Annotated in this window: 21 protein-coding genes, 1 tRNA gene and 1 other RNA gene; 10 read left to right on the top strand and 13 right to left on the bottom strand. The window is 70.7% G+C overall.

Features of this window, described 5'->3' with window-relative positions:
- Positions 1-64 precede the first annotated feature (64 nt).
- A complete protein-coding gene (locus ACIQID_RS01975; RefSeq protein ID WP_312672364.1) occupies positions 65-1213 on the top strand; it encodes an AI-2E family transporter in 1149 nt (382 codons plus the stop codon).
- Here the strand turns inward: ACIQID_RS01975 and ACIQID_RS01970 are convergent, their stop codons facing one another.
- The 4 genes from ACIQID_RS01970 to ACIQID_RS01955 are packed head-to-tail and all read right to left on the bottom strand — an operon-like array spanning position 1214 to position 6745.
- Positions 1214-2134 carry a diacylglycerol kinase family protein gene (locus tag ACIQID_RS01970; protein WP_312672363.1) on the bottom strand — a complete coding sequence of 307 codons (921 nt, stop codon included), beginning with the start codon at positions 2132-2134 and terminating at the stop codon, positions 1214-1216.
- Between the two features lie 48 nt (positions 2135-2182).
- On the bottom strand, positions 2183-5158 hold the full coding sequence (locus ACIQID_RS01965; RefSeq protein ID WP_400281528.1) for a bifunctional [glutamine synthetase] adenylyltransferase/[glutamine synthetase]-adenylyl-L-tyrosine phosphorylase: 2976 nt from the start codon (positions 5156-5158) through the stop codon (positions 2183-2185).
- Between the two features lie 7 nt (positions 5159-5165).
- Positions 5166-6503: a type I glutamate--ammonia ligase gene (glnA, locus tag ACIQID_RS01960; RefSeq protein WP_071329447.1), complete on the bottom strand. Its 1338-nt coding sequence runs from the start codon at positions 6501-6503 to the stop codon at positions 5166-5168.
- Positions 6504-6505: 2 nt separating this feature from the next.
- Positions 6506-6745 (bottom strand): hypothetical protein, encoded by a 240-nt coding sequence (locus ACIQID_RS01955; RefSeq protein ID WP_025103604.1) that lies wholly within the window; start codon positions 6743-6745, stop codon positions 6506-6508.
- Positions 6746-6826: 81 nt separating this feature from the next.
- On the opposite strand from ACIQID_RS01955, the gene ppgK reads away from it, so the two are divergent.
- Complete coding sequence (gene ppgK / locus ACIQID_RS01950) at positions 6827-7573, top strand: polyphosphate--glucose phosphotransferase (RefSeq protein WP_136052455.1); 747 nt, start codon at positions 6827-6829, stop codon at positions 7571-7573.
- A gap of 75 nt (positions 7574-7648) precedes the next feature.
- Here the strand turns inward: ppgK and rnpB are convergent.
- The 4 genes from rnpB to ACIQID_RS01930 all read right to left on the bottom strand — a co-directional run bounded on the left by rnpB (position 7649) and on the right by ACIQID_RS01930 (position 10911).
- Positions 7649-8005, bottom strand: an RNA gene (rnpB, locus tag ACIQID_RS01945) — RNase P RNA component class A.
- A 24-nt stretch (positions 8006-8029) separates the two neighbouring features.
- Complete coding sequence (locus tag ACIQID_RS01940; protein WP_400281523.1) at positions 8030-9730, bottom strand: bifunctional 3'-5' exonuclease/DNA polymerase; 1701 nt, start codon at positions 9728-9730, stop codon at positions 8030-8032.
- Positions 9731-9752: 22 nt separating this feature from the next.
- Positions 9753-10490: a zinc ribbon domain-containing protein gene (locus ACIQID_RS01935; protein ID WP_400281520.1), complete on the bottom strand. Its 738-nt coding sequence runs from the start codon at positions 10488-10490 to the stop codon at positions 9753-9755.
- Positions 10491-10527: 37 nt separating this feature from the next.
- Positions 10528-10911: a YchJ family metal-binding protein gene (locus tag ACIQID_RS01930; protein ID WP_312672355.1), complete on the bottom strand. Its 384-nt coding sequence runs from the start codon at positions 10909-10911 to the stop codon at positions 10528-10530.
- A gap of 99 nt (positions 10912-11010) precedes the next feature.
- Between ACIQID_RS01930 and ACIQID_RS01925 the strand changes: the two genes are divergently transcribed.
- Entirely contained in the window at positions 11011-11850 is an 840-nt protein-coding gene (locus tag ACIQID_RS01925) for an aldo/keto reductase (protein WP_400281517.1), read from the top strand.
- 10 nt (positions 11851-11860) lie between these two features.
- Here ACIQID_RS01925 and ACIQID_RS01920 read toward each other — a convergent pair whose 3' ends face one another.
- Positions 11861-12697, bottom strand: coding sequence for a helix-turn-helix transcriptional regulator (locus ACIQID_RS01920; RefSeq protein ID WP_400281514.1), 837 nt, complete (start codon positions 12695-12697; stop codon positions 11861-11863).
- Positions 12698-12797: 100 nt separating this feature from the next.
- Here ACIQID_RS01920 and ACIQID_RS01915 point away from each other — a divergent pair, with 100 nt between their 5' ends.
- On the top strand, positions 12798-13562 hold the full coding sequence (locus ACIQID_RS01915; protein WP_400281511.1) for an SDR family oxidoreductase: 765 nt from the start codon (positions 12798-12800) through the stop codon (positions 13560-13562).
- Between the two features lie 33 nt (positions 13563-13595).
- Here the strand turns inward: ACIQID_RS01915 and ACIQID_RS01910 are convergent, their stop codons facing one another.
- The 3 genes from ACIQID_RS01910 to ACIQID_RS01900 all read right to left on the bottom strand — a co-directional run bounded on the left by ACIQID_RS01910 (position 13596) and on the right by ACIQID_RS01900 (position 15602).
- A complete protein-coding gene (locus ACIQID_RS01910) occupies positions 13596-14549 on the bottom strand; it encodes an L-lactate dehydrogenase (RefSeq protein WP_312672350.1) in 954 nt (317 codons plus the stop codon).
- A 64-nt stretch (positions 14550-14613) separates the two neighbouring features.
- On the bottom strand, positions 14614-15501 hold the full coding sequence (locus ACIQID_RS01905; protein WP_400281507.1) for a TIGR01777 family oxidoreductase: 888 nt from the start codon (positions 15499-15501) through the stop codon (positions 14614-14616).
- 28 nt (positions 15502-15529) lie between these two features.
- Positions 15530-15602, bottom strand: a tRNA-Val gene (locus ACIQID_RS01900).
- A gap of 153 nt (positions 15603-15755) precedes the next feature.
- On the opposite strand from ACIQID_RS01900, the gene aceE reads away from it, so the two are divergent.
- The 6 genes from aceE to ACIQID_RS01870 all read left to right on the top strand — a co-directional run bounded on the left by aceE (position 15756) and on the right by ACIQID_RS01870 (position 23377).
- Positions 15756-18482 (top strand): pyruvate dehydrogenase (acetyl-transferring), homodimeric type, encoded by a 2727-nt coding sequence (aceE, locus tag ACIQID_RS01895; protein WP_312672347.1) that lies wholly within the window; start codon positions 15756-15758, stop codon positions 18480-18482.
- A gap of 31 nt (positions 18483-18513) precedes the next feature.
- Positions 18514-19710: a CdaR family transcriptional regulator gene (locus ACIQID_RS01890; protein ID WP_136052517.1), complete on the top strand. Its 1197-nt coding sequence runs from the start codon at positions 18514-18516 to the stop codon at positions 19708-19710.
- A 94-nt stretch (positions 19711-19804) separates the two neighbouring features.
- Entirely contained in the window at positions 19805-20725 is a 921-nt protein-coding gene (locus tag ACIQID_RS01885; protein ID WP_400281504.1) for an ACP S-malonyltransferase, read from the top strand.
- Positions 20722-21723 (top strand): beta-ketoacyl-ACP synthase III, encoded by a 1002-nt coding sequence (locus tag ACIQID_RS01880; protein WP_312672344.1) that lies wholly within the window; start codon positions 20722-20724, stop codon positions 21721-21723. The genes ACIQID_RS01885 and ACIQID_RS01880 overlap by 4 nt, the downstream gene beginning before the upstream one ends.
- A 69-nt stretch (positions 21724-21792) precedes the next feature.
- The gene (locus ACIQID_RS01875; protein ID WP_400281501.1) at positions 21793-22041 is read left to right on the top strand and encodes an acyl carrier protein; all 249 of its coding nucleotides are present in this window, start codon (positions 21793-21795) and stop codon (positions 22039-22041) included.
- Positions 22042-22138: 97 nt separating this feature from the next.
- Positions 22139-23377: a beta-ketoacyl-[acyl-carrier-protein] synthase II gene (locus ACIQID_RS01870; RefSeq protein WP_331202935.1), complete on the top strand. Its 1239-nt coding sequence runs from the start codon at positions 22139-22141 to the stop codon at positions 23375-23377.
- Positions 23378-23465: 88 nt separating this feature from the next.
- Here the strand turns inward: ACIQID_RS01870 and ACIQID_RS01865 are convergent, their stop codons facing one another.
- On the bottom strand, positions 23466-24143 hold the full coding sequence (locus ACIQID_RS01865) for a YitT family protein (protein ID WP_400281498.1): 678 nt from the start codon (positions 24141-24143) through the stop codon (positions 23466-23468).
- Between the last annotated feature and the right edge of the window lie 38 nt (positions 24144-24181).

Raw genomic sequence — 24181 nt, 5'->3', positions numbered from 1 at the left:
TGAGCAGCGCGCGGGACCGGGTGGAGGATGATCGAGTGTCGAGTATCGACAGAGGGAGGGGACCATGCGTCGCAGGAAGTTGATCGCACCGCCGGACCAGGCACCGAGTGTGGCCGCGCAGCGACGGTCGCCGTCGAGCGTGGTCGCCGGTGCCAGGGCGAACCCCTTCATGTTCGGTCTCCTCGGTGCCCTCGGGGTGCTCGTCGCGCTCATGATCGGCGGCATCGTCGGCCAGCTCGCCACCGTGCTGGTCTACATCGGCGTCGCGCTCTTCCTGGCGCTCGGGCTTGACCCGATCGTGCGCTTCATCGAGCGCAAGCTCCCCCGTCCGGCCGCGGTCGCCGTGGTCGTGATCGGGGTCCTCCTCGCCTTCGCCGGGATCATCCTCGCGATCGTCCCCACCCTCGTGGAGCAGATCGGGAACCTCATCAAAGACGGTCCGAAGATGATCGAGGACTTCACGAACAGCGCCTGGTTCCAGGACGTGAGCGGACAGTTCGGCGGCACGATCAAGGACGCGGTCGACGGCGTGCTCGGCTTCGTGCAGAACCCGGACAACTTCCTCGACATCGGCGGCGGCGTCTTCGCCGTCGGTGCCGGGATCGCCGGTGGCCTGACGGGCATCACGATCGTGGTCATCCTCACGCTCTACTTCATGGCGTCGCTGCGCAGCATGAAGCGGGTGGCTGCCCGGTTCGTCCCGGCCTACCAGCGCGAGACGTTCAGCGAGCTCCTGGAGGACGTCTCGAGCGCCGTCGGGCGCTACGTCATCGGTCAGGCGAGTCTCGCGCTCATCAACGGCATCCTGAGCCTCATCTTCCTGACCATCATCGGAGCGCCGGTGCCGGCGCTGCTCGCACTGATCGCCTTCATCGGCTCGATGATCCCGCTCGTCGGAACCCTCTCGGCGTCGATCATCATCTCGCTCATCTGCCTGTTCGTCTCGCCGACGACCGCGCTGATCGCGATCATCTACTACCTGATCTACATGCAGATCGAGGCGTACGTGCTCTCTCCGCGGATCATGAACAAGGCCGTCGATGTCCCTGGCGCGCTGGTCGTCATCGCCGCAGTGGCCGGTGGTGCGCTCGGCGGGATCCTGGGTGCGCTCGTCGCCATCCCGGTGGCCGCGAGCATCATCATCATCGTGCAGAAGGTCGTCTTCCCCAATCAGGACAGGAAGAAGACGCCGCCCGCGGTGACCGTCGCCTGATCAGCGGACGAGGACGGCGCCAGGCTGCACACGGACGGTGAAGGCGTCGATCTCGCCGATCTCCTCGCCATCGATCTCGAACATCTGCGGCGCGGCGAGCTGTACCCGGATCCGCTCCGCCGAGACGTGGGTCGTGGAGTCCGTGCTGACCGCCTGATCGACGTTCCCGATCATGCGACGGATCCCGTTGTCCCAGACGACCGAGCGGACGGTGTCGAGCCACTGCAGCGCGCCGTCGGAGCTGATGAGCAGCATGTCGAGGAGGCCGTCGTCGAGGACGGCGTCCGGAAGCAGCCGGATGCCACCCTGGAGCATCCCGCAGTTGCCGACGAGCAGCGTGTGCCCGCGCACCTTCTCCGGCTCGTGGTCGTCGAGCTGCAGCGTGATGTCCGTCATCTCGGTACCGGCGAGTGCCCGCCCCATCGCCTCCACGTACGCGAGCCAGCCGGCGCGATCCTTGAGGTCGTCGTTGGTCTCCACGAGCATCTGCGCATCGACCCCGAAGCCGACCATGACGGAGAAGGCGTGCTCCTCGCCGTCGAACTCCACCCAGCCGAGGTCGATGCGGTGGGGCTCCGAATCGCGGATGTGCTCGAGCGCCGGCAGCACGCCCTCCAGCGGCACGCCCAGGTTGCGCGCCAGGAGGTTGCCGGTGCCCTGCGGCACGATCCCGAGGGCGACATCCGTGCCGACCAGAGCTTCGGCGACGGCGCGGATCGTACCGTCGCCGCCGACTGCGATGACGAGGGCGCAGCCTTCCTCGACGACCTTCGCGGCGACTCCCCGACCGGGGTCGTCCGGGGTGGTCTCCCCCCAGCGCACATCGGCTTCCTCGCCGAACGCGAGGGTGACGGCCTCCTCGAGGACATCCCGGTCGGACTTCGTCGGGTTCCAGATCACGCCGATGCGAGGAGAGGTCATACGCTCACTCTGAGCGACGGAGGGCGATCGTGCAACTCGACCGGCCGTCTAGCCATAGAAGAGCTGCTCGAAGGTCCGTCGCGCGCGCCGCGTGACCGCCAGATAGTCCTCTTCCAGCGGTGTCGCCGACCGGGGCGGATAGCCGAGCAGACGGGCCAGGGCGTCCAACTGACGGCGGTCCGCGGGGAGGACGTCGCTCGTCTGGGCCGTGAGCAGCGTGATGCCCGAACGGAGCCGACTGGACAGCAGCCACGCCGCCCGCAGGCGCTCGGCGTCGTCCTCCTCGACGAGCCCGGCCTCGACCGTGGCGTCCAGCGCCTGCAGCGTGGATGTCGTGCGGAGACCCGGAACGTCGGTCGCATGCTGAAGCTGGAGGAGCTGCACGAGCCACTCCACGTCGCTGAGAGTCCCCGGCCCGAGCTTGAGGTGACGACGCGGGTCCGTGCCCTGCGGCAGGCGCTCCCCCTCGACGCGGGCCTTGATCCGCTTGATCTCCCGGAGGCCCTGGAGGTCGACCGCCTCCGGGTACCGGATGCTGTCCGCGAGCTCCATGAACCGCCCGATGAGCTTCGTGCTCCCGGCGACACCCCGCGCCCGCAGCAGCGCCTGGGCCTCCCACGACAGCGACCAGCGGCGGTAGTAGGCCGCGTAGGCGTCGAGCGACCGCACGATCGGACCGTTGCGCCCCTCGGGGCGCAGACCCGCGTCGAGCTCGAGAGGGAGGCGATGATCGGTGAGGTGTTCACGGAGTCCCGCCACGACCCTCGTCGCGAGCTTCTCTGCTCGGCTCGGGTCGACGCCGTTCGCGTCGTACACGTACAGGACGTCGGCATCGGAGCCGAAGCCGAGCTCGGCACCGCCGAACCTCCCCATGCCGATGACCGCGAAGTCGAGCGCCGCGTCCTCGGGAGGCACGACCTCGCGGAGGACGGCGCGGAGGCCGGCCTGGATCGTCGCATCCGTGATGTCGGTGAGCGCGGTGGCCACCTCCTCGATGGTGACGACGTCGAGGACGGCCGCCATCGCGGTGCGCAGGAGCTCGCGACGCCGCAGGGCCCGCACGGCTCGCAGCGCATCGGCGACCGTCTCATGGCGCGTCTGGATCGCTCGGGCCTCGTCGTCGAGCGCCTGCGCGCTCCGCGGACGCAGCCGCTCGGTGCTGTCCAGCCACGCCACCGACTCCGGGATCCACTCCAGCAGCTCGCCGATGTACCGCGAGGACGACAGCAGCCGGGTGAGGCTCTCCGCGGCGCCGGACGAGTCCCGCAGCATGCGCAGGAACCACGAGGTGTCCCCCAGCCGCTCGCTGATGCGGCGGAACGCGAGGAGACCGTAGTCGGGGTCGCTGCCGTCCGCGAACCAGCGCACCATGACGGGCATGAGATGCCGCTGGATCGTCGCCTTGCGGCTGAGCCCGCGTGTCAGCGCGCCGATGTGCCGCAGCGCTCCCGCCGGGTCGCGGAACCCGATCGCGGCGAGCCGGTCGTGAGCCTGCTCCGCGGAGAGGGTGCGCTCCTCCTCGGGCAGTCCGGCCACGGCGCTCAGCAGCGGGCGGTAGAAGAGGCGGGTATGGATGTCGCGCACCTCGCGACGGACGCTCTCCCACCGCGCCCAGACGCCCTCCCCCGTCTCCGCCAGCTTCGTGCTGCGCGCCAGGATGCGCAGTCCGGCCGGCGTCTTGGGCATGAGGTGGGTGCGGCTGAGGTCGCGCAGCTGCAGACGGTGCTCCATGAGCCGCAGCACCCGATAGTCGTCCGCGAAGGTGCCCGCATCCGCCCGCCCGATGTAGCCCCCGGCGACCAGGGCGTCCAGACTCTCCAGCGTGCCACGCGTGCGCAGCGACTCGTCGGTGAGACCGTGCACGAGCTGCAGCAGCTGCACGGTGAACTCGATGTCGCGCAGCCCGCCCGCGCCGAGCTTGAGCTGGTACGGGGCGTCCTCCGGGTCGATGTGCTCCATGACCCGCTCGCGCATGCGCTGGACGCTCTCGACGAACTCCTCTCTGGCGGCACTCGACCACACGCGCGGCTGCACCGCATCGATGTAGGCGGCGCCCAGGTCGGGATCGCCGGCCAGCGGACGAGCCTTCAGCAGCGCCTGGAACTCCCAGCTCTTCGCCCACCGGTCGTAGTACGCGACGTGCGACGCGAGGGAACGCACGAGCGCGCCCTGCTTGCCCTCCGGGCGCAGCGCCGCGTCGACCTCCCAGAGCGGCGGCTCGACCTCGATGGCGCTGAGGTGGCGCATGGTGTCCCTGGCCAGACGCGTGGCGATGTCGATCGCCTGCGGCTCGGACAGCACCTCCTCATCCGTGGTGCCGCCGACGAAGATCACATCGACGTCGCTGACGTAGTTGAGCTCCCGCGCGCCGGCCTTCCCCATGCCGATCACGGCCAGCTGGGTGGCAGCGACGGCCTCGCGACCGGCGGACGGTGCCTGGCGGGTGCGGGCGATCGCGAGCGAGGCCTCGAGGGCGGCTCCGGCGAGATCCGCGAGGGAGGCGGCGACCGCGGCGACGACGTCTTCGGGGCGCGGATGACCGAGGTCGAAGGCGGCGATCTCCGCGAGGTTCCGCCGATACGCGACGCGGAGCGCCACGACCGTCCCGTCCTCCGCCGAGTCGGCGAACCCGTCCTGCGCTCCGACGGCAGCGAGGAGCCGATCGCGCCACACGTCCGCCGCGGGGAGCACGTCGACCGCTGCCGCCAGCACCTCCAGCTCCTCGGGATGCCGCAGGAAGAACTCCGCCAGTCCCACGGAGGCGCCGAAGACACGCCAGACGCGCCGGCGCGTCTCCTCGTCGCCGACGAGCGCCCGCAGCGGGGAGGGATCTCGTCGAGCGACCCGCAGCATCCCACGGACCGCCGCATCCGGATCCGCGGCGACGGCCGCCTCGAGCAGCATCGCGCGCGGCACGCCGAGCAGGCTCTCGAGCTCCGCCAGCGACGCCGCGGCCTCGCTCAGCTCGGCGAAGCCGAGCCGGGCGAGGGCCGAGAGCGAGACGGAGGCGTCGGGGCGAGCCATGCCGCGCTCAGAGGAGCTCGAGGTTGTTCTTCAGCTCCAGCGGCGTGACCTGGCCGCGGTACGCCTCCCACTCCTTGCGCTTGTTGAGCAGCACGTAGTTGAACACCTGCTCGCCCAGGGTCTCCGCGACGAGCTCGGAGGCCTCCATGTACTCCAGGGCGTGGTCGAGGCTGGCAGGAAGGGCGGAGTAGCCCAGCGCCCGGCGCTCGGCGTCGCTCAGCGCCCAGACGTTGTCCTCCGCCTCCGGCGGAAGCTCATACCCCTCCTCGATGCCCTTGAGACCGGCAGCGAGCATGAGCGCGTAGGCCAGGTAGGGGTTCGCCGCGGAATCGAGCGCGCGGTACTCGACGCGCGACGACTGCCCCTTGTTGGGCTTGTACATCGGGACGCGGACCAGGGCGGAGCGGTTGTTGTGGCCCCACGTGATGAAGCTCGGCGCCTCGTCGCCGCCCCAGAGCCTCTTGTACGAGTTGACGAACTGGTTCGTCACGGCGGAGATCTCGTTGGCGTGCTTGAGCAGGCCCGCGATGAAGTGGCGTCCGGTCTTGGAGAGCTGGTACTTCGCGCCCTCCTCGTAGAAGGCATTCTGATCGCCCTCGAACAGCGACATGTGCGTGTGCATGCCGCTGCCGGGCTGGCCGCTGAGCGGCTTCGGCATGAACGTGGCGTACACGCCCTGCTCGATCGCGACCTCCTTGATGACCGTGCGGAAGGTCATCACGTTGTCCGCGGTGGTGAGGGCGTCGGCGTAGCGCAGGTCGATCTCGTTCTGGCCGGGGCCGCCTTCGTGGTGGCTGAACTCCACGGAGATGCCGAGGTCCTCCAGCATGCGGACCGAACGGCGACGGAAGTCGTGCGCCGTGCCCCCGGGCACGTTGTCGAAGTAGCCGGCGGAGTCGACGGGGACGGGCCCCTCAGGGCCGAACGACGACGACTTGAGGAGGTAGAACTCGATCTCCGGGTGCGTGTAGAACGTGAAGCCCGCATCGGCGGCCTTCGCGAGCGTCCGCTTCAGCACATGACGGGGATCGGCCACCGCGGGCTGCCCGTCGGGCGTGGTGAGATCGCAGAACATGCGGGCGGTCGGGTCGATCTCCCCGCGCCACGGCAGCGTCTGGAAGGTCGTCGGATCGGGCTGGGCGAGCAGATCGGACTCGTACGTGCGGGTCAGCCCCTCGATGGCGGAGCCGTCGAAACCGATGCCCTCGGCGAAGGCGCCCTCGACCTCGGCCGGCGCGATGGCGACGGACTTGAGCGTGCCGATCACGTCGGTGAACCACAGGCGCACGAACTTGACGCCGCGCTCCTCGATCGTCCGGAGGACGAAGTCCCTCTGCTTGTCCATGGCTACTCTGCGCCCTGGCCCTTCTCCGCACCGAAGCCACTGGACGGCTTCGCATCCCAGCCCTGCTCCGCGGCCTCTTCCTCGGCCCAGGCACGCGACCTCTCCTTGAGCACCTCGGGGGCGCGGCGCGCCTCGGCCTCGGTGTCGAACGGACCGATGCGGTCGATGGACGGCGACAGCATGCCGAACTCGACCTCGCCCGTGACGGAGTTGTACCAGTACTTGTGATCGCCGTCGGTCATGGCTGCTCCTTCTTCCCGCGAGCGGTTGGGGTGATGTCATCGATCCTACTGGCGTGCACCGTGGTCGCTAAGCTATCGGCCATGGCAAAAGCGATCGGCGTCGACATCGGCGGCACGGGTATCAAAGCGGGAATCGTCGACCTCGAACACGGCACCATGGCCTCGGATCGGGTGCGCGTGCCCACTCCGGCCGGCGCGGCGCCGGAAGACGTCCTCGTCGCGGTGCAGACCGTCCTGAAGACGCTCGACGTGCACGAGTCGACCCTGCCGCTCGGCGTGGCGTTCCCCGCGATCGTCAAGCGCGGCAAGACCCTCTCCGCGGCCAACGTCTCGAAGGAGTGGATCGACTTCGACGCCGAGCGCTTCTTCCGCGACGGCCTCGGCCGCAACATCGTCTTCGTGAACGACGCCGATGCCGCCGGCGTCGCGGAGGCCCGCCACGGAGCCGCCCGCGATGTGCTCGGCTTCACGCTCCTGACCACGCTCGGCACCGGGATCGGCTCCGCGTTCCTGTACGACGGCGTCCTGCTGCCGAACACGGAGCTCGGCCACCTGAACTTCCGCGAGTACGAGTCCGTCGAGACCTATGCGGCCACCTCGGCGCGCGAGCGCGAGGGCCTGAGCTGGGCGGAGTGGGCCGAGCGCCTGCAGGCGTTCTACTCGCACATCGAGTTCCTGTTCAGCCCCGACCTGTTCGTGGTCGGCGGCGGCGTGTCGAAGAACGCGGGCGACTTCCTGCCCCTGCTCGACCTGAAGACGCCGATCGTCCCCGCGATCCACCGCAACAACTCCGGCATCATCGGCGCGGCCTCGCTCGCCGGCGACTGACCCTTCGACAGGCTCAGGGACCCAACGAGGGAAGGCCCCGATGACGTGAGTCATCGGGGCCTTTCTCGTTCGAGGCGAATGGGCCGACCTGTACGCCGGGTTCTGTTCCGGGGTTCTTCGCCCCTTCGACGGCCATCTCTCTCGGCGACACGTTGCCGTGCCGCTCCAGCGGTCTACCCGAGGACTCGGCGGGCCGCGTCATCATCCTCTGTCTGACCTTGCTCCGGGCGAGGTTTACCTGGCGGGCCGTGTCACCACGTCCCCCGGTGGTCTCTTACACCACCCTTTCACCCTTACCCCTCGCGGGGCGGTCTGCTCTCTGTGGCACTGTCTCGCGGATCACTCCGGGTGGGTGTTACCCACCGCCCTGCCCTGTGGAGCCCGGACGTTCCTCGGTGCGGTTGCCCGCCACGCGACCGTCCAGTCGACCCATTCGCCCCTCCAGTCTACGCGGCGTCACTTCTCTGCGGAGTCCGCGATGCGCAGGTCGAGCGGCACGTCGATCGGGAAGGTGCCGAACAGGCGGGTGGTGGCGACGGCAGCGGCCTCTCGGACGGCGGCGGCGGCGGCCTCCGCGTGCTCCTGCGGCGTGTGCAGGATGACCTCGTCATGCAGGAAGAACGCCAGGTGCGGCTCCCGGGCGAACGGTCCCGACGCCTCGGCGGCGCCGAAGACCTCGGGGAGCTGCGCCAGGCGGTGACGGATCTCGGCGAGCCAGATGAGCGACCACTCCGCCGCGGTGCCCTGGACGACGAAGTTCCGGGTGAAGCGCCCCCACTCCCGCGCGCGGCGGCGGGCGAGGGAGACCACGGCGGCGTCGGCATCGGCGCCCGTGGCATCGGCCTGCAGCCGCATCCACTCCGTGGACGGACGCGGCGAGGAGCGCCCGAGCCAGGTAGAGACGATGCCGCCGTCCTCCCCCACCCGCGCCGCGTCGTCGACGAGCGCCATCGCACGCGGGTACACCTTCCGCAGCCGGGGAACGAGTCGCCCGCTGTCTCCGCTGGTGGCGCCGTACATCGCTCCCAGCACCGCGTACTTCGCCTCCTCGCGGGTTGCAACGGCACCCGACGCGACGACCCCCGCGTAGAGGTCGCCGCCGCGCGCCGCGGCCGCCATCGCCTCGTCGGCAGCCATGGCCGCGAGCATCCGCGGCTCGAGCTGGGCGACGTCCGCGACGACGAGGGCCCAGCCCGGGTCCGCGCGCACCGCGGGGCGGAGGTTGCGCGGCAGTTGCAGTGCGCCGCCGCCGGCCGATGCCCACCGTCCGGTCACGACGCCCCCGGGGACGTACACCGGGCGGAAACGGCCGTCCTGCACCCACTCCGACAGCCAGCTCCAGCCGTTCGCGCTGAGCAGTCGAGACAGCTTCTTGTAGGCGAGGAGGGGTTCGATCACCGGGTGCTCGTGGGCGGACAGCTCCCACTTGCTCGTCGACTCCACCGACACTCCCACGCGGTGCAGCGCCCGCAGCAGCTTCGGCTGGCTGTCCAGGTGCAGCGTGGGGTCGTCGAGCAGGGCCCGCACCTCGTCGCCGCGCTCCACCATCCGTCGGGGCAGCCCGCCCGCGGCCGGACGAGCCCCCAAGGTCTCGGTGAGGATCGCATCGTGCACCCCGGCGTCCCACGGGAGCCCCGCGACGCGCATCTCCTCCGCGATCAGCCCGCCGGCCGACTCCGCGGCGCACAGCAGCGTCAGGCGCCCGTCCGCCGCCTCCGCCATCACGGTCCGCTGCGCGCGGTACTGCTCGAGTGCCGCGGCGATCGCATCCTCGCCGGACTCCTCGTCGAGGACGTCGAACAGGGAGGGGGTGGTGTCGACCGGGTCGCGGCGCTCCCACGCCGCGGCGGGTGCCAGCGGCGTGGACACCATGGCCGTGTCGCGCAGGATCGCGTGGCAGAGCACGAGATCATGGCTGCGCGTGATCCTGACGCCTTCGGTCAGGAGCAGCGCGTAGATCTCGGCCGCGCTGCGGATGATCCACCGCGGGGCATCGGCGGCTTCGACCGCGGCCACCCATCCGGCGAGTTCCGCCGCGGGCAGGAGCGTGCGCTGCTGCTCCTCGTCGTGTTCGTCGAGCTCGATCGCGGCGTACTCCCCCGCACCGAGGCCGACCAGCGCGAGGCGTCGCTCCGGGCCCGACGCCGGCGCCGTCACGGGCGGTGCAGGCCGGATGCGCTCATGAAGAGAGTCCCGACTCCTCGGTGCGCACGAGGATGCAGCCGCACTCGGGGCACGAGACGACCTCGTCCTCGGGCGCGCGACGGATCTCGTTGAGATCGGTGCCGGGGAGCATCATGCGGCAGCCTTCGCAGGTCCCGCGGGTGAGGAGCGCGGCTCCGGCGCTGTTCGCGGCGCGGCGATCGTACTCCGCGAGAAGAGGCGCGGGAACGGTGGCGGCGACCGCCTCCCGGTCGCGGGCGAGCTGCGCGCCGAGCTCGGTCGCCGCAGCGACGTCGGCCTTGCCCTGCGCGGTGAGGGCACTCCCCTCCGCGGTCGTCGCATCCAGCAGCGCCTGCTGCGCGGCCACGGCGGCGTCGGCTTCCTCGACCCGGCCCATGACGTCGAGCTCCGCATCCTCCAGGTCGCTCAGACGCTTGGCGAGGCTGGCGAGCTCGTGCTCCAGAGCCTGCGCCTCCTTCGGGTTGGTGGCCGCCGCGAGGCGCTGGGCGTCGCGGTCGCGCCGCTGCTCGGCCAGCGCGACGTCGGACTCCAGCCGCGAGAGCTCGGTGCGGGCGTCGTCCCTGGCGCCGGTCAGGACGGTGAGCTCGCGGAGCTGCTCCTGACGGATGGCGACGAGCTCGGCGATCCGGCCCGCCTGGCTCGGCTGCGTGCGGGCACGCTCCGCCTGCGCGATGCGCCGGTCGAGGTCCGCGATGTCGAGCAGGGTGCGCTGGGTCTCCGGGGTGGCGTTCACGCTCTCAAATCTAGTCGCTGCCGGGCCGAGCGCCGCATCACCGGATGTCGCCGTCCCGGTAGAACCACGTCCGGTCCTCGCGGACGAAGCGGCTGCGCTCGTGCAGCGATCCGCGCGTGCCGCCCTGCCGCCAGAAGGCCTCGAACTCGACCACGCCCTCCGTGTCGAAGGGGCCGCCCGCCACGCGATCCACGATCACCAGCCGACGCCACTCGAGGTCGTCCTCGAAGGCGATCGTCTTCGGTCGTGTCCCCGGGTGCCAGGTGCGGAGCAGGTGGGCTCCGTCCTCCCGCGCGAACGCGGTGTACCGGGAGCGCATCAGCCGCTCGGCGGTCGGGGCAGGAGCGCCGTCGAGGAGGGGGCCGCAGCACGCGGCGAAGGTGTCCCCCGAAGCGCAGGGGCAGCGGAAGGATGCCGTCATGAGGGCGCGACGATCAGGATCATGCCTGCCAGCATCGCGCGGAGGGCCGCGGCGCGCCAACTCGCCCTACGCTGGAGGCACGCCTACGGAGGAGCATCGATGACCACTGTCCCCACCTTCCGCGCCCACAACGGCTTCGCCCTGCCGGCACTCGGTCTCGGCACGTATCGACTGAACGGCGACGCCGGAGCCGACGCGGTCGCCCAGGCCCTCCGGGCGGGCTACCGCCTCGTGGACTCGGCGTTCAACTACGAGAACGAGGGCTCCGTCGGGCGCGGGGTCACGGCCTCCGGCGTCCCCCGCTCCGAGGTCATCGTGACGACGAAGCTCCCCGGACGGCACCATGCCCGCGCGACGGCGACCGCCAGCATCGAGGAGAGCCGCTCCCGCCTCGGCCTCGACGCGACCGACCTGCACCTCATCCACTGGCCGAACCCGAGCCAGGACGAGTACGTCGAGGCATGGGAGGCGCTCGTCGACGCCCAGTCGCGCGGCGTCGTCCGCCAAATCGGCGTCTCGAACTTCCTCCCCGAGCATCTCGAGCGCATCGAACGGGAGACCGGGGTCCGGCCGGTCGTGAATCAGATCGAGGTGCACCCGTACTTCCCGCAGGAGGAGCAGCTGGCCTATCACCGAGAGCGCGGCATCCTCACCGAGGCCTGGAGCCCGCTGGGGCGTGCGCAGGCCCTCCTCGACGAGGACGTCGTCCGCGAGGTGGCCACAGCTCACGACATCACACCCGCACAGACCGTCCTCGCCTGGCACGTGGCCAGGGAGACGGTCGCGATCCCGAAGGCGTCGTCCGCGGAGCACCAGGCCGCGAACCTCGCCGCCGCTGTCATCGTGCTCGACGACGCGGAGGTCGCCGCGATCACCGCACTCGGACGCGCGGACGGGCGCCTGTTCGACGGCGATCCCGCCGTGCACGAGGAGTCCTGAGCGCGAGGGCTCAGACGCTCTGCGTGCCCAGCACGCGCAGGAACTCCAGCTTCCCGGCGGCCTCGCTCCCGGGCTGCGCCGTGAGGACGATGAGCGCCTGCGACTCGTCCTCGGTGAACAGCGCCTGGCAGTCCACCTCGATCTCCCCCAGCTCCGGATGGACGATCACCTTGTGCTGCTCGAAGCGACGGGCGACCTCGTGGGCCGCCCAGAGCCGCGCGAACTCGGGGCTCCGTTCCGACAGATCCGCCACGATCTCCCCCGCCCGCGACCGCGCGCCCATGGTGCCGTACGCCGCGCGCAACGCCGCCACCAGCGCCCGTGACTGCCGGGGGTGATCGACCTCCCGGTATCGCCGCCGTTCCTCCTCGGGTCGGGCGAACCAGCGATGGATGCCGCTCCGGTCGAGCCCGGTCAGCCCGCTCGCGTCTCCGATCAGAGCCCGCGAGGCGTCGTTCTGCACCAGCACCTCGTCGAGTGCCGAGACCACGAACGCCGGGGTGTCGTGCAGACGGTCGAGCACGCGGAGGATGCCGGGACGGACGTAGTCGGTGATCACCGCGCGATCGGGAGCGCTGAGCCCGCTGAGCCGGTAGAGGTAGTCGCGCTCGTCCGAGGACAGCCGCAGCGCGCGGGCGAGGGCGGCGAGGATCTGGGCGCTCGGCTGCGGGCCCCGGCGCTGCTCGAGACGCGTGTAGTAGTCCGTCGACATGGTCGCCAGCTGCGCGACCTCCTCCCGGCGCAGCCCGGCCGTCCGCCGACGCGGCCCCTCAGGCAGACCCACATCGGCGGGACGGAGCGCCTCCCGACGGCGGAGGAGGAAGTCGGCCAGGGCATCGCGATCCATCCGTGCAGTATCCCCCGGACACGGGACGGGATCCAGGGACCGCCGATCCCCCGATCAGCCGTCTCTGGAACGGCGCCGGAACAGCGCCGAGGCTGAGGTCATGGACATCACCGGAAACACCATCTTCATCCCCGGCGCGACGAGCGGGATCGGTCTGGCCCTGGCGCTCCGCCTGCAGGAGCGCGGGAACACCGTGATCGTCGGGGGACGCCGCGGGGACCGGCTGACCGCGATCGCTGCCGCGCATCCCGAGCTGCACACCGTCCGCATCGACACCGCGGACCCGACCAGCATCAGCGAGGCCGCGGCCGCGGTCCTCGCCGCGCATCCGACGCTGAACGTGCTGATCACGATGGCGGGCATCATGCGCACGGAGGACTGGACCACGCCGGCAGGCTTCCTGTCCACCGCCGAGGAGACCGTCACGACGAACATCCTCGGCCCGATCCGTCTCATCGCCGCCTTCATCGAACACCTGCGGGCCCAGCCCGCCGCGACCATCATGACCGTCTCCTCCGGTCTCGCCTTCGCACCCCTGAAGGTCACGCCCACGTACAACGCGAGCAAGGCGGCGATCCACATGCTCAGCGAGTCGCTGCGGCTGCAGCTCACCGGCACGACCGTCGCCGTGCAGGAGCTCGAGCCGCCCGCCGTGCGTACGGACCTCATGCCCGGGCATGCGGAGAACGAGGCCGCTGTGCCGCTCGACGCGTTCGTCGACGAGGTCATGACACTCATCGAGACCCAGCCTGACGCGACCGAGATCCAGGTCGAGCGGGTGAAGTTCCTCCGCTACGGCGAGGCGCGCGGCGACTACGACGACGTCGTCGCGATGCTCAACCGCACCGATCCCCACGGCCGGTGAACCTCGGTGGGGCGGACCGCCGCCCCACCGCCGTCATCCCTCCAGGGATGCCGCGACCGTGGTGAGCGCGTCGGCGGACTGCCGCAGCAGGTGGAGCTCGCGGTCCGAGAACGCCGTCGTGCGGATCGGCACGGCCCCGGCGGCGCTGACGATCGACGGCACGGACAGGGCGACGCCGTCGATCCCGTGGAAGTCGCGGAGAACCGTGCTCACGGGCATCACCGCATGCTCGTCGCGGAGGATCGCCTCGACGATGCGCGCGCTGGAGAGCCCAATCGCGTAGTTCGTGGCGCCCTTTCCCTGGATCACCTTGTAGGCGGCGTCCCGGACGTCGACGGCGATCTCGTCCAGCTCCTCCAGGGTGAAGCGCGGGTGCTCCGGAGTCTCCCAGTCGAGGATCGGGACCGTGCCGATCGTCGCCCGCGACCAGAGCGGGAACTCGGTGTCGCCGTGCTCCCCGATGATGTGGGCGTGCACGCTGGCCGTGGACACGCCCGCCCGCTCCCCCAGCTTCCAGCGCAGCCGGGAGGTGTCGAGGACCGTTCCGGAGGCGAAGATGCGCTCCGGGGGCAGGCCCGTCTCCTGCTGAGCGATGACGGTGAGCACGTCGCACGGGTTCGTGACGATGACGTAGACCGCGTTCGGCGCGACGGACAGCAGCTCCGGCATCATGCGCCGGATGATGCCGGCGTTCACCCCGGCGAGCTCGGTGCGCGTCTGCCCCGGGTTCTGCTTCGCTCCCGCGGTGATGACCACGACGTGGGAACCGGCCGCCACCGAGATGTCGCTGCCGCCGATGATGTCGCTGCTGCCGGTGAACTGCGTCCCGTGTGCGAGGTCCAGCACCTCCGCCTCGACCTTCTCGGTCGCGATGTCGTATAGCGCGACGTGGCGGGCCGAGCCGCGGATCAGAGCCGCATAGGCCACGCTCGATCCGACGCTTCCGGCGCCGACGACGGTGAGCTTCGAGTTCTCGATGATCTCCATGCGCCCATCCTGACAGCGCGGTCGCCGTCACGGCAGGGGTCTCGCCGGGAGAATCGCGGGCTCGTCAGATCGCGGCGGCCACGGCGTCGACGGCGGTGGAATGGGCGAACCGGAAGCCGGACCGCTGGAGAGCCTCGGGGCGCACGTCGGCATCCGGGAGCAGCAACGAGTCGGCGGCATCGCCGAGGGCGAGGCGCAGGGCCCACCGGGGAGCGGGCAGCCAGAACGGCCGGTGCATCCGCTGCGCGAGCGCGCGACCGATGTCGTTCGCGGACGCCCGGGTGGGCCCGGTGAGGTTGACGGGCCCCGCGAGCTTCTCATCGAGGACATGGCGGATGCCGCGCACCTCGTCGTCCAGGGAGATCCACGGCCAGATCTGCGTACCCGGCCCCAGCGGGCCGGCGACGCCGAGCTTCGTCAGCGTGATCATGGGCCGGAGCACACCCCGGCGGTGGATCACCGGTGCCGTCCGCAGCAGGGCGACCCGCGTGTGGTCCTCCGCTCGTCGCGCGGCCGTCTCCCAGCGCACGGTGAGGTCGGCGAGGAAGGTGCTCCCGGGGCCGGAGTGCTCGGTGAGCACCTCGCCGGGCGCCGATCCGTAGTAGCCCACGGCGGAGGCGGAGAGGAAGGCGGGCGCGTCGGTGCGCAGAGCGCGCAGCGCGGTGGTGAGCGTGTTCGTCGCGTCGAGCCGCGATTCGACGAGCTGCCGGCGGTACCCGCGCGTCCACGGCAGCCGGCCGACGCTCGCGCCCCCGAGGGCGACGACGGCCTCGGCCCCGGCGAGGGCATCGGGATCCAGCGCCGCCTCTCCCGGAGCCCACTCGATCTCGCCCTCGGCCTGCGGCGGACGCCGCACGAGGGTGCTCACCTCGATGCCGTCCGCCCGCAGGGAGGCGGCGAGGGCGGAACCGATGAGGCCTGATGCCCCGCTGATGACGATGCGTCGCGCCATTGCCGCTCCCCGCTGCAAACGTTACGGGTGGGCCCTGCCGGGATCGAACCGACGACATCCACGGTGTAAACGTGGCGCTCTACCAGCTGAGCTAAAGGCCCTGGTGCGCTCAGTCTATCCGGGCGCGGATGCGCACCCGTGTCGTGGAAGAGGGATAGGCTGAGGTCGGCGCGCGTTGTGCACGGCCGACAAGGCTGCCCGTGTCGCTTCCCGTTTCCTTGGCATGACCTGCCAGCTTGACGAAAGGTTCCCCCGTGACCGTCCACGACCAGGATCCGTACTCTCAGGGCCCCCTCGACAGCGATCCGGAAGAGACCGGTGAGTGGCAGCAGTCGCTCGACGAGCTGGTGGACGCCAAGGGCCACGGCCGCGGGCGCGAGATCATGCTCAGCCTGCTCAAGCGCTCCAAGGAACTGCACCTGAACGTGCCGATGGTTCCGACCACCGACTACATCAACACCATCGCCCCGGAGAACGAGCCCGAGTTCCCCGGCGACGAGGAGATCGAGCGGCGCTACCGCGCCTGGATCCGCTGGAACGCCGCCATCACGGTGCACCGCGCCCAGCGCCCCGGCATCGGCGTCGGCGGTCACATCTCCACCTACGCGTCTTCGGCGGCGCTGTACGAGGTGGGCTTCAACCACTTCTTCAAGGGCGCGGACCACCCCGGTGGCGCCGACCAGATCTTCATCCAGGGTCACGCCTCCCCCGGCACCTACGCCCGCTCCTTCCTCGAGGGTCGCCTCTCGGAGGACCAGCTCGACGGCTTCCGCCAGGAGAAATCGCACGCGCCGAACGGCATCCCGTCCTACCCGCACCCGCGCCTCATGCCGGAGTACTGGCAGTTCCCGACGGTGTCGATGGGTCTCGGCCCGATCAACGCCATCTACCAGGCGATGTCGAACAAGTACCTCGAGAACCGCGGCATCAAGGACACCTCGCAGTCGCACGTCTGGGCCTTCCTCGGCGACGGCGAGATGGACGAGGTCGAGAGCCGCGGACAGCTGCAGGTCGCGGCGAACGAGGGCCTCGACAACCTCACCTTCGTCGTGAACTGCAACCTGCAGCGTCTCGACGGCCCGGTGCGCGGCAACGGCAAGATCGTCCAGGAGCTGGAGTCGTTCTTCCGCGGCGCCGGCTGGAACGTCATCAAGGTGGTCTGGGGCCGCGAGTGGGACGACCTGCTCGCCCGTGACACCGAGGGCGCACTGCTCAACCTCATGAACGTCACCCCCGACGGCGACTACCAGACGTACAAGGCCGAGTCCGGCGCGTACATCCGCGAGCACTTCTTCGGCCGCGACGAGCGCGCCGCCGCACTCGTCAAGGACTACTCCGACGACGACATCTGGAACCTCAAGCGGGGTGGCCACGACTACCGCAAGGTCTACGCCGCGTTCAAGGCCGCGACCGAGCACAAGGGCAAACCGACCGTCATCCTCGCGAAGACCGTCAAGGGCTACGGGCTCGGCCCGCAGTTCGAGGGCCGCAACGCGACCCACCAGATGAAGAAGATGACGCTGGACAACCTCAAGACGTTCCGCGACGCGATGCACATCCCGATCACGGACGCGCAGCTCGAGGAGAACCCGTACCTGCCCCCGTACTACAACCCGGGACCGCAGGACGAGACGATCCAGTACATGCTCGAGCGCCGCAAGGCCCTCGGCGGCTTCCTCCCGGAGCGCCGGTCGACGCACGTCGGCCTCTCCCTCCCCGAGGAGAACGCCTACGCGCTGCCGAAGAAGGGCTCCGGCACGCAGGAGATCGCCACGACCATGGCGTTCGTCCGTCTGCTGAAGGACCTGCTGCGCTCGAAGGAGTTCGGCCACCGCATCGTGCCGATCATCCCGGACGAGGCGCGCACGTTCGGCATGGACGCGTACTTCCCGACCGCGAAGATCTACAACCCCAACGGCCAGCACTACACGTCGGTCGACCGGGAGCTGCTGCTCGCCTACAAGGAGAGCCCGCAGGGCCAGATCGTCCACGTCGGCATCAACGAGGCCGGCGCTCTCGCGGCGTTCACCGCCGCGGGCACGTCCTACGCGACGCACGGCGAGCCGCTCATCCCGATCTACATCTTCTACTCGATGTTCGGTTTCCAGCGCACCGGTGACGCCCAGTGGGCCGCCGGCGACCAGATGGCGCGCGGCTTCATCATCGGCGCCACCGCCGGTCGCACCACCCTCACGGGTGAGGGCCTCCAGCACGCCGATGGCCACTCGCACCTGCTCTCCTCCACCAACCCGGCGACGGTCTCCTACGACCCGGCGTACGGCTATGAGATCGCACACATCATGCGCTCCGGTCTCGAGCGCATGTACGGCGGACAGCACGAAGACCCGAACGTCATGTACTACCTCACGGTGTACAACGAGCCGATGGTGCAGCCCGCCGAGCCGGCCGACGTGGATGTGGACGGCATCGTCCGCGGCATCCACCGCGTCGCCGTCGGCGAGGGCGACGGCCCGCGCGCTCAGCTCTTCGCCTCCGGCGTCGGTCTGCCGTGGGCCCTCGAGGCGCAGGAGCTGCTGAAGAAGGACTGGGGCGTCGTCGCCGACGTGTGGTCCGTCACCTCGTGGACCGAGCTGCGCCGCGACGGCCTCGCCGCCGACGAGCACAACTTCCTCCACCCGGAGCAGGAGCCGCGCACCGCGTACCTCACGCAGAAGCTCCAGGGCGCGGAAGGTCCCGTCGTCGCGGTGAGCGACTTCATGCACGCCGTGCAGGACCAGATCCGCCCGTGGGTCCCGAACCGCTTCGCCACCCTCGGTGCCGACGGCTTCGGCTTCTCGGACACCCGCGCCGCTGCCCGCCGCTTCTTCAAGATCGACGGCCCGTCGATCGTCGTGCGCACCCTGCAGGCACTGGCCGAGGAGGGCAAGGTCGACCGCGGCCTCTCCGCTCAGGCCATCGAGAAGTACCGCCTGCACGACGTGAACGCCGGCACGAGCGGCAACGCTGGCGGCGAAAGCTGAGCCCTCGGTGACACCCGTCTCCGCCGCCGGCATGGACAAGGCCGCCACGCTCACCTGGCTGCGCCGGATCTCCGGCGACATCGCCACGGTAACCATCAAGCGGCTGGAGGACACCCTCCCCTGGTACGCCGACATGCCACCGGCCCGCCGCTCCGCGGTCGGGCTGGTGGCGCAGGCGGGCATCACGTCGTTCATCCAGTGGTACGACGACCCGACGTCCACCCCGTGGATCGCGGCGGACATCTTCGCCGCCGCTCCCCGTGAGCTGCTGCGGAGCGTGAGCCTGCAGCAGACGCTCCAGCTCATCCGCGTCACCGTCGAGGTGACCGAGGAACGGGTCGCGGGGAAGGGTGAGGATCTCCGCGAGGCGATCCTGCTCTACTCGCGGGACGTGGCGTTCGCCGCTGCCGACGTCTACGCCCGTGCCGCCGAGGCCCGCGGGCTGTGGGACGCGCGGCTCGAGGCGCTCGTCGTCGACTCGATCCTCACGGGTGAGGCCGACGAGGAGCTGCCCAGCCGGATCGCCGCACTCGGGTGGCACGGCCATGGAGAGGTCGCGGTCCTGGTCGGCACCACGCCCCCGCAGTTCGACGTCGACCTCGTGCGCCGGACGGCGCGGAAGCTCGCGGTCGATGTGCTCATCGGCGTGCAGGGCTCGCGCCTCGTCCTCGTGCTCGGGCGCGCGCGGGTCGAGGGTCAGGAGGGCGAGGACGAGGAGCTCGGGTTCCAGGAGATCGCCTCGCGTCTGGAGCCGTCCTTCGGTCCCGGCTTCGTCGTGCTGGGCCCGGCGGTCGCCGCCCTCGTCGACGCCAGTCAGAGCGCTCGTGCCGCCCTGGCCGGGTTCGCGGTGGCCCGCGCCTGGCGGAGCGCACCGCGGCCCGTGGAGGCCGACGACCTGCTCCCGGAGCGCGCCCTCGCCGGCGACCCTCTCGCGAAGCAGACCCTCATCGAGCGCATCTACCGCCCGTTGCAGGCGCACTCCACCGATCTCGTCACGACGCTCTGGAGCTACCTCGACAACGGCCGCTCGCTCGAGGCGACGGCTCGCGAGCTCTTCGTGCATCCGAACACCGTGCGCTACCGCCTCAAGCGGGTGAGCGAGGTCATCGGGTGGGACGCGACCGGACCCCGCGAGGCCCTCATCCTGCAGACCGCGCTCATCCTCGGCTCCATCGGGGCGGCCGAGCAGGTCCGGCGCCGTCCGCCGCTGCGCCGCCCTCCGCGCTGAGCCGCGCGCGATCTGTGCGCCACACACAAGGGTTTCGCGCAATCTTGTGATGGATCATCCACCGTTCTGCCGCGATCGTTGGCAGACTGGGTGGGTGATTGTCGTCGTCTGCCCTGGACAGGGCTCGCAGACCCCCGGATTCCTCGCCCCCTGGCTCGAGCTCGACGGAGTGGAGGAGCGTCTCGCCGCCTACTCCGAGGCCGCGCAGCTCGATCTCCGCGCGCACGGCACCGAATCGGACGCGGACACCATCCGCGACACCCGCGTCGCCCAGCCGCTGATCGTGGCCGCCTCCCTCGTCGCCGGTGACGCCCTCGTGGCCGCCGCCGGCCGCCGCGCCGACGGCATCGCCGGGCACTCCGTCGGGGAGATCGCGGCGCTCGTCGGCAGCGGCGTGCTGGACGCCGAGACGGGCATGCGCCTCGTCGGCATCCGCGGGCGGGCGATGGCCGATGCCGCCGCCCAGACCCCGACGGGGATGAGCGCGGTGCTCGGCGGCGATGAGGAGGCGCTCCTCGCGCGACTCGCCGAACTCGGCCTCGCACCGGCGAACTTCAACGGCGGCGGGCAGATCGTCGTCGCCGGTCCCCTTCCGGCCCTGGCGGCTCTCGCCGAGGAGCCGGTCAAGGGCACGCGCGTGGTGCCGCTCCAGGTCGCCGGCGCGTTCCACACCGACTACATGGCCTCCGCCGTCTCGACCCTCCGCGACGGGGTCGCCGACGTGCAGCCGTCCGACCCCGGAATCACGCTCTGGACCAACCGTGACGGCTCGGTCGTGACAGACGGCCGGACAGCGCTCGACTACCTCGTCGACCAGGTCTCCTCCCCTGTCCGGTGGGACCTCTGCATGACTTCCTTCGCCGACGCCGGCGTGACCGGCGTCATCGAGCTCGCCCCCGCGGGCGCCCTCGTCGGTCTCGCCAAGCGCGGCCTGCGCGGCGTGCCGACGGTCGCCGTGAAGACCCCCGAAGACCTCGAAGCCGCCGTCGCGCTGCTGAACGGAGAAGCCGCATGACCGCCTCCCTCGCCCAGATCGCCGGGCCCGCCTACACCCGCATCTACGCGTTCGGCGCGGCTCGCGGCGAGAACGCGGTGCCCAACGAAGACCTCATCGGGCCGATCGACTCCAGCGACGAGTGGATCCGTCAGCGCACCGGCATCATCACGCGCGCGCGGGCCGACAAGGGCACCGACGCCATCGACCTCGCGACCGCGGCGGCAGCCGAGGCCATCGAGAAGTCGGGCGTCCCGGCCGACCAGGTCGACCTCGTCATCGTCGCGACCATCAGCAACCCGAAGCAGACGCCGTCCGTCTCGGCGATCGTCGCGGACCGCGTCGGGGCCAACCCGGCCGCGGCCTACGACATCAACGCGGCCTGCGCAGGCTACGCCTACGCCGTGGCGCAGGCCGACGCTCTCATCAAGGCGGGTGCGGCCCGCCACGCGCTCGTGATCGGCACGGAGAAGCTCTCCGACGTCGTCGACCCGACCGACCGCAGCATCTCGTTCCTCCTCGGCGACGGCGCCGGCGCCGCGCTCATCGGCCCGAGCGACACGCCGGGCATCGCCCCCGCGGTCTGGGGCAGCGACGGCTCCAAGGCCGACGCCGTGGGCATGAACGGCACCCTCACCGACTTCCGCGACGGTGTGGTGCCGTGGCCGACACTCCGCCAGGAGGGCCCGACGGTCTTCCGCTGGGCTGTGTGGGAGATGGCCAAGGTCGCCCGCGAGGCGCTGGAGAAGGCCGGGATCGAGGCCTCCGACCTCGCCGCCTTCATCCCGCACCAGGCCAACATGCGCATCATCGACGAGTTCGCCAAGCAGCTCGGCCTGCCGGAGACCACCGTCATCGCCCGCGACATCGAGACCACCGGCAACACGTCGGCCGCCTCGATCCCCCTCGCCAGCCACCGCCTCATGGCCGAGCACCCGGAGCTCTCCGGCGGCCTCGCCCTGCAGATCGGCTTCGGCGCCGGCCTCGTCTTCGCAGCCCAGGTCGTCGTCCTCCCCTGAAGACGCGTCGACCTTCCCTAGACTGTTCCACGGTTCCGAATACAACCCGCAAGAAAGAGGAAGACCACCATGGCTTTCACCACCGATGAGGTCCTCGCCGGCCTCGCAGGACTGATCACCGACGAGACCGGCATCAACGCCAGCGAGGTCGCCCTGGAGAAGTCGTTCACGGACGACCTCGACATCGACTCGATCTCGATGATGACGATCGTCGTCAACGCCGAGGAGAAGTTCGGCGTCACCATCCCCGACGACGAGGTCAAGAACCTGAAGACCGTCGGCGACGCCGTCAACTTCATCGTCGCGGGCCAGGAGTAATCCCGGCAGGATGCCACCCTCGCCCCGGGCGAGGAGTGGCATCCTCCGGCCCTGCCCATCCCCCGCACGACCTCGTTTCGACAAGGAACCACACCTCATGACCAAGCGCATCGTCGTCACCGGCATCGGCGCCACCTCCGCCATCGGCGGGACGGCTCCGGAGAACTGGGACAACCTTCTCGCCGGTGCCTCCGGCGCCCGCACGATCGAGCACGACTGGGTGCAGGAGTACGACCTGCCCGTCACGTTCGCCGCCTCTGCGAGCGTCCGTCCGGAAGAGGTGCTGCCCCGCCACGAGGCGAAGCGTCTCGACCCGTCTTCGCAGTTCGCCCTCATCGCGGCCCGCGAGGCCTGGGAGGACGCAGGCTCGCCGGAGGTCGCTCCCGAGCGCCTCGGCGTCGACTTCGCGACGGGGATCGGCGGCCTCTGGACGCTGCTCGACGCCTGGGACACGCTGCGCGAGAAGGGCCCCCGCCGGGTCATGCCGCTGACCGTGCCGATGCTGATGCCGAACGCGGCGGCCGGCAACCTGTCGCTGCAGTTCGAGGCCCGCGCCTACGCACAGACCGTCGTCAGCGCCTGCGCCTCCAGCACCGAGTCGATCATCCACGCCTTCCACCACCTGCAGGAGGGCCTGGCCGACGTCGTCATCGCCGGCGGTACCGAGTCGGCGATCCACCCGATCACGATGGCCGCGTTCGCCTCCGCGCAGGCGCTGTCGCGTCGGAACGACGACCCCGCCCACGCCTCCCGACCCGGCGCGATCGACCGCGACGGCTTCGTGATGGGCGAGGGCGCCGCGGCCCTCATCCTCGAGACCGAGGAGCACGCCAAGGCCCGCGGCGCGAAGATCTACGGCTACGTCCTCGGCGGTGGAGTGACCGCCGACGCCTACCACATCACCGGCAACGACCCCGAGGGCAAGGGAGCGGCCCGTGCCGTCGTCCAGGCACTCGAGGAGGCCGGCATCACCCCCGACCAGGTGACGCACATCAACGCCCACGCGACCTCGACGCCGGTCGGCGACCCCAACGAGTACGTCGCGCTGAAGAACGTCTTCGGCGACCGGATCGATGAGATCCCGGTGTCGGCGACCAAGGCGTCGACCGGACACCTCCTGGGCGGGACCGGCGCGCTGGAGGCGATCTTCTCGCTCCTCGCGCTGCGGGACCGCGTGGCCCCGCCGACGATCAACATGACCGAGCCGGACCCGGAGGTGCCGTTCCGTCTGTCTGGAGAGGCAACTCCGCTCGGCGACGGCCCGCAGATCGCCATCAGCAACTCGTTCGGCTTCGGGGGACACAACGCCGTGCTCGTGCTCGGCGGCGTCGGCTGACCGCTTCCGCATTCGCGACGAAGGCCCCCGGGATCATCTCCCCGGGGGCCTTCGTCATGCGCGGTACGCTACCCGCCCTTCGACAGGCTCAGGGACCCAGGGGCGCGCTCGCCCGGACGGCGAGGCGCTGCGAACGCTCCCGACGGCGGCGCTCGATCCGCGGGAGGAACCAGCCGATCAACGGACCGACGCCGAACGCGAACAGCACGGTGCCGACGCCCACCGGACCGCCGAGGAGGAAGCCGACGAGCAGCACGGACCCCTCGATGACCGTCCGCGCCAGCCAGACCGGCCACCGGGTCACCCGGACGAGCCCCGTCATGAGTCCGTCGCGCGGTCCGGGGCCGAAGTCCGCCGCGATGTAGAGACCGGTGGCGAACGCCAGCAGCACGAGTCCGAAGACGAACATGGGGGCCCCGACCCACACGGACGGCGGAGCAGGCAGCACGAGGAGCGTGAGATCGGCGAACGGGCCGATGAGCAACGCGTTGAGCAGGGTGCCGAGGCCCACCCGCTGACGGAGCGGGATCCACAGCAGCAGGACGACGATCGAGATCAGCACCGTGACGACTCCGTACCCGAGGCCCGTCCCGCGTGCGACGCCGAGCGACAGGACGTCCCAGGGCGCGACGCCGATGCCGCCCCGCACCATGAAGCCGAGCGCGACGCCGTAGAGGAAGAGCCCACCCACGAGCTGGGCCAGCCGCTCGACCAGGTCTCGACGGCTGGTCGCGGTGAAGGGCAGGAAGACGGCACGGAAGAGCATCTCCCCATCGTGGCCCGGACGACGGCGTCCCGAGACCG

The sequence above is a fragment of the Microbacterium sp. NPDC091676 genome (genome assembly GCF_044756645.1).
In the GTDB taxonomy this organism is placed as follows: domain Bacteria; phylum Actinomycetota; class Actinomycetes; order Actinomycetales; family Microbacteriaceae; genus Microbacterium; species Microbacterium paraoxydans_D.
This window is presented reverse-complemented; position numbering and strand designations above follow the sequence as displayed.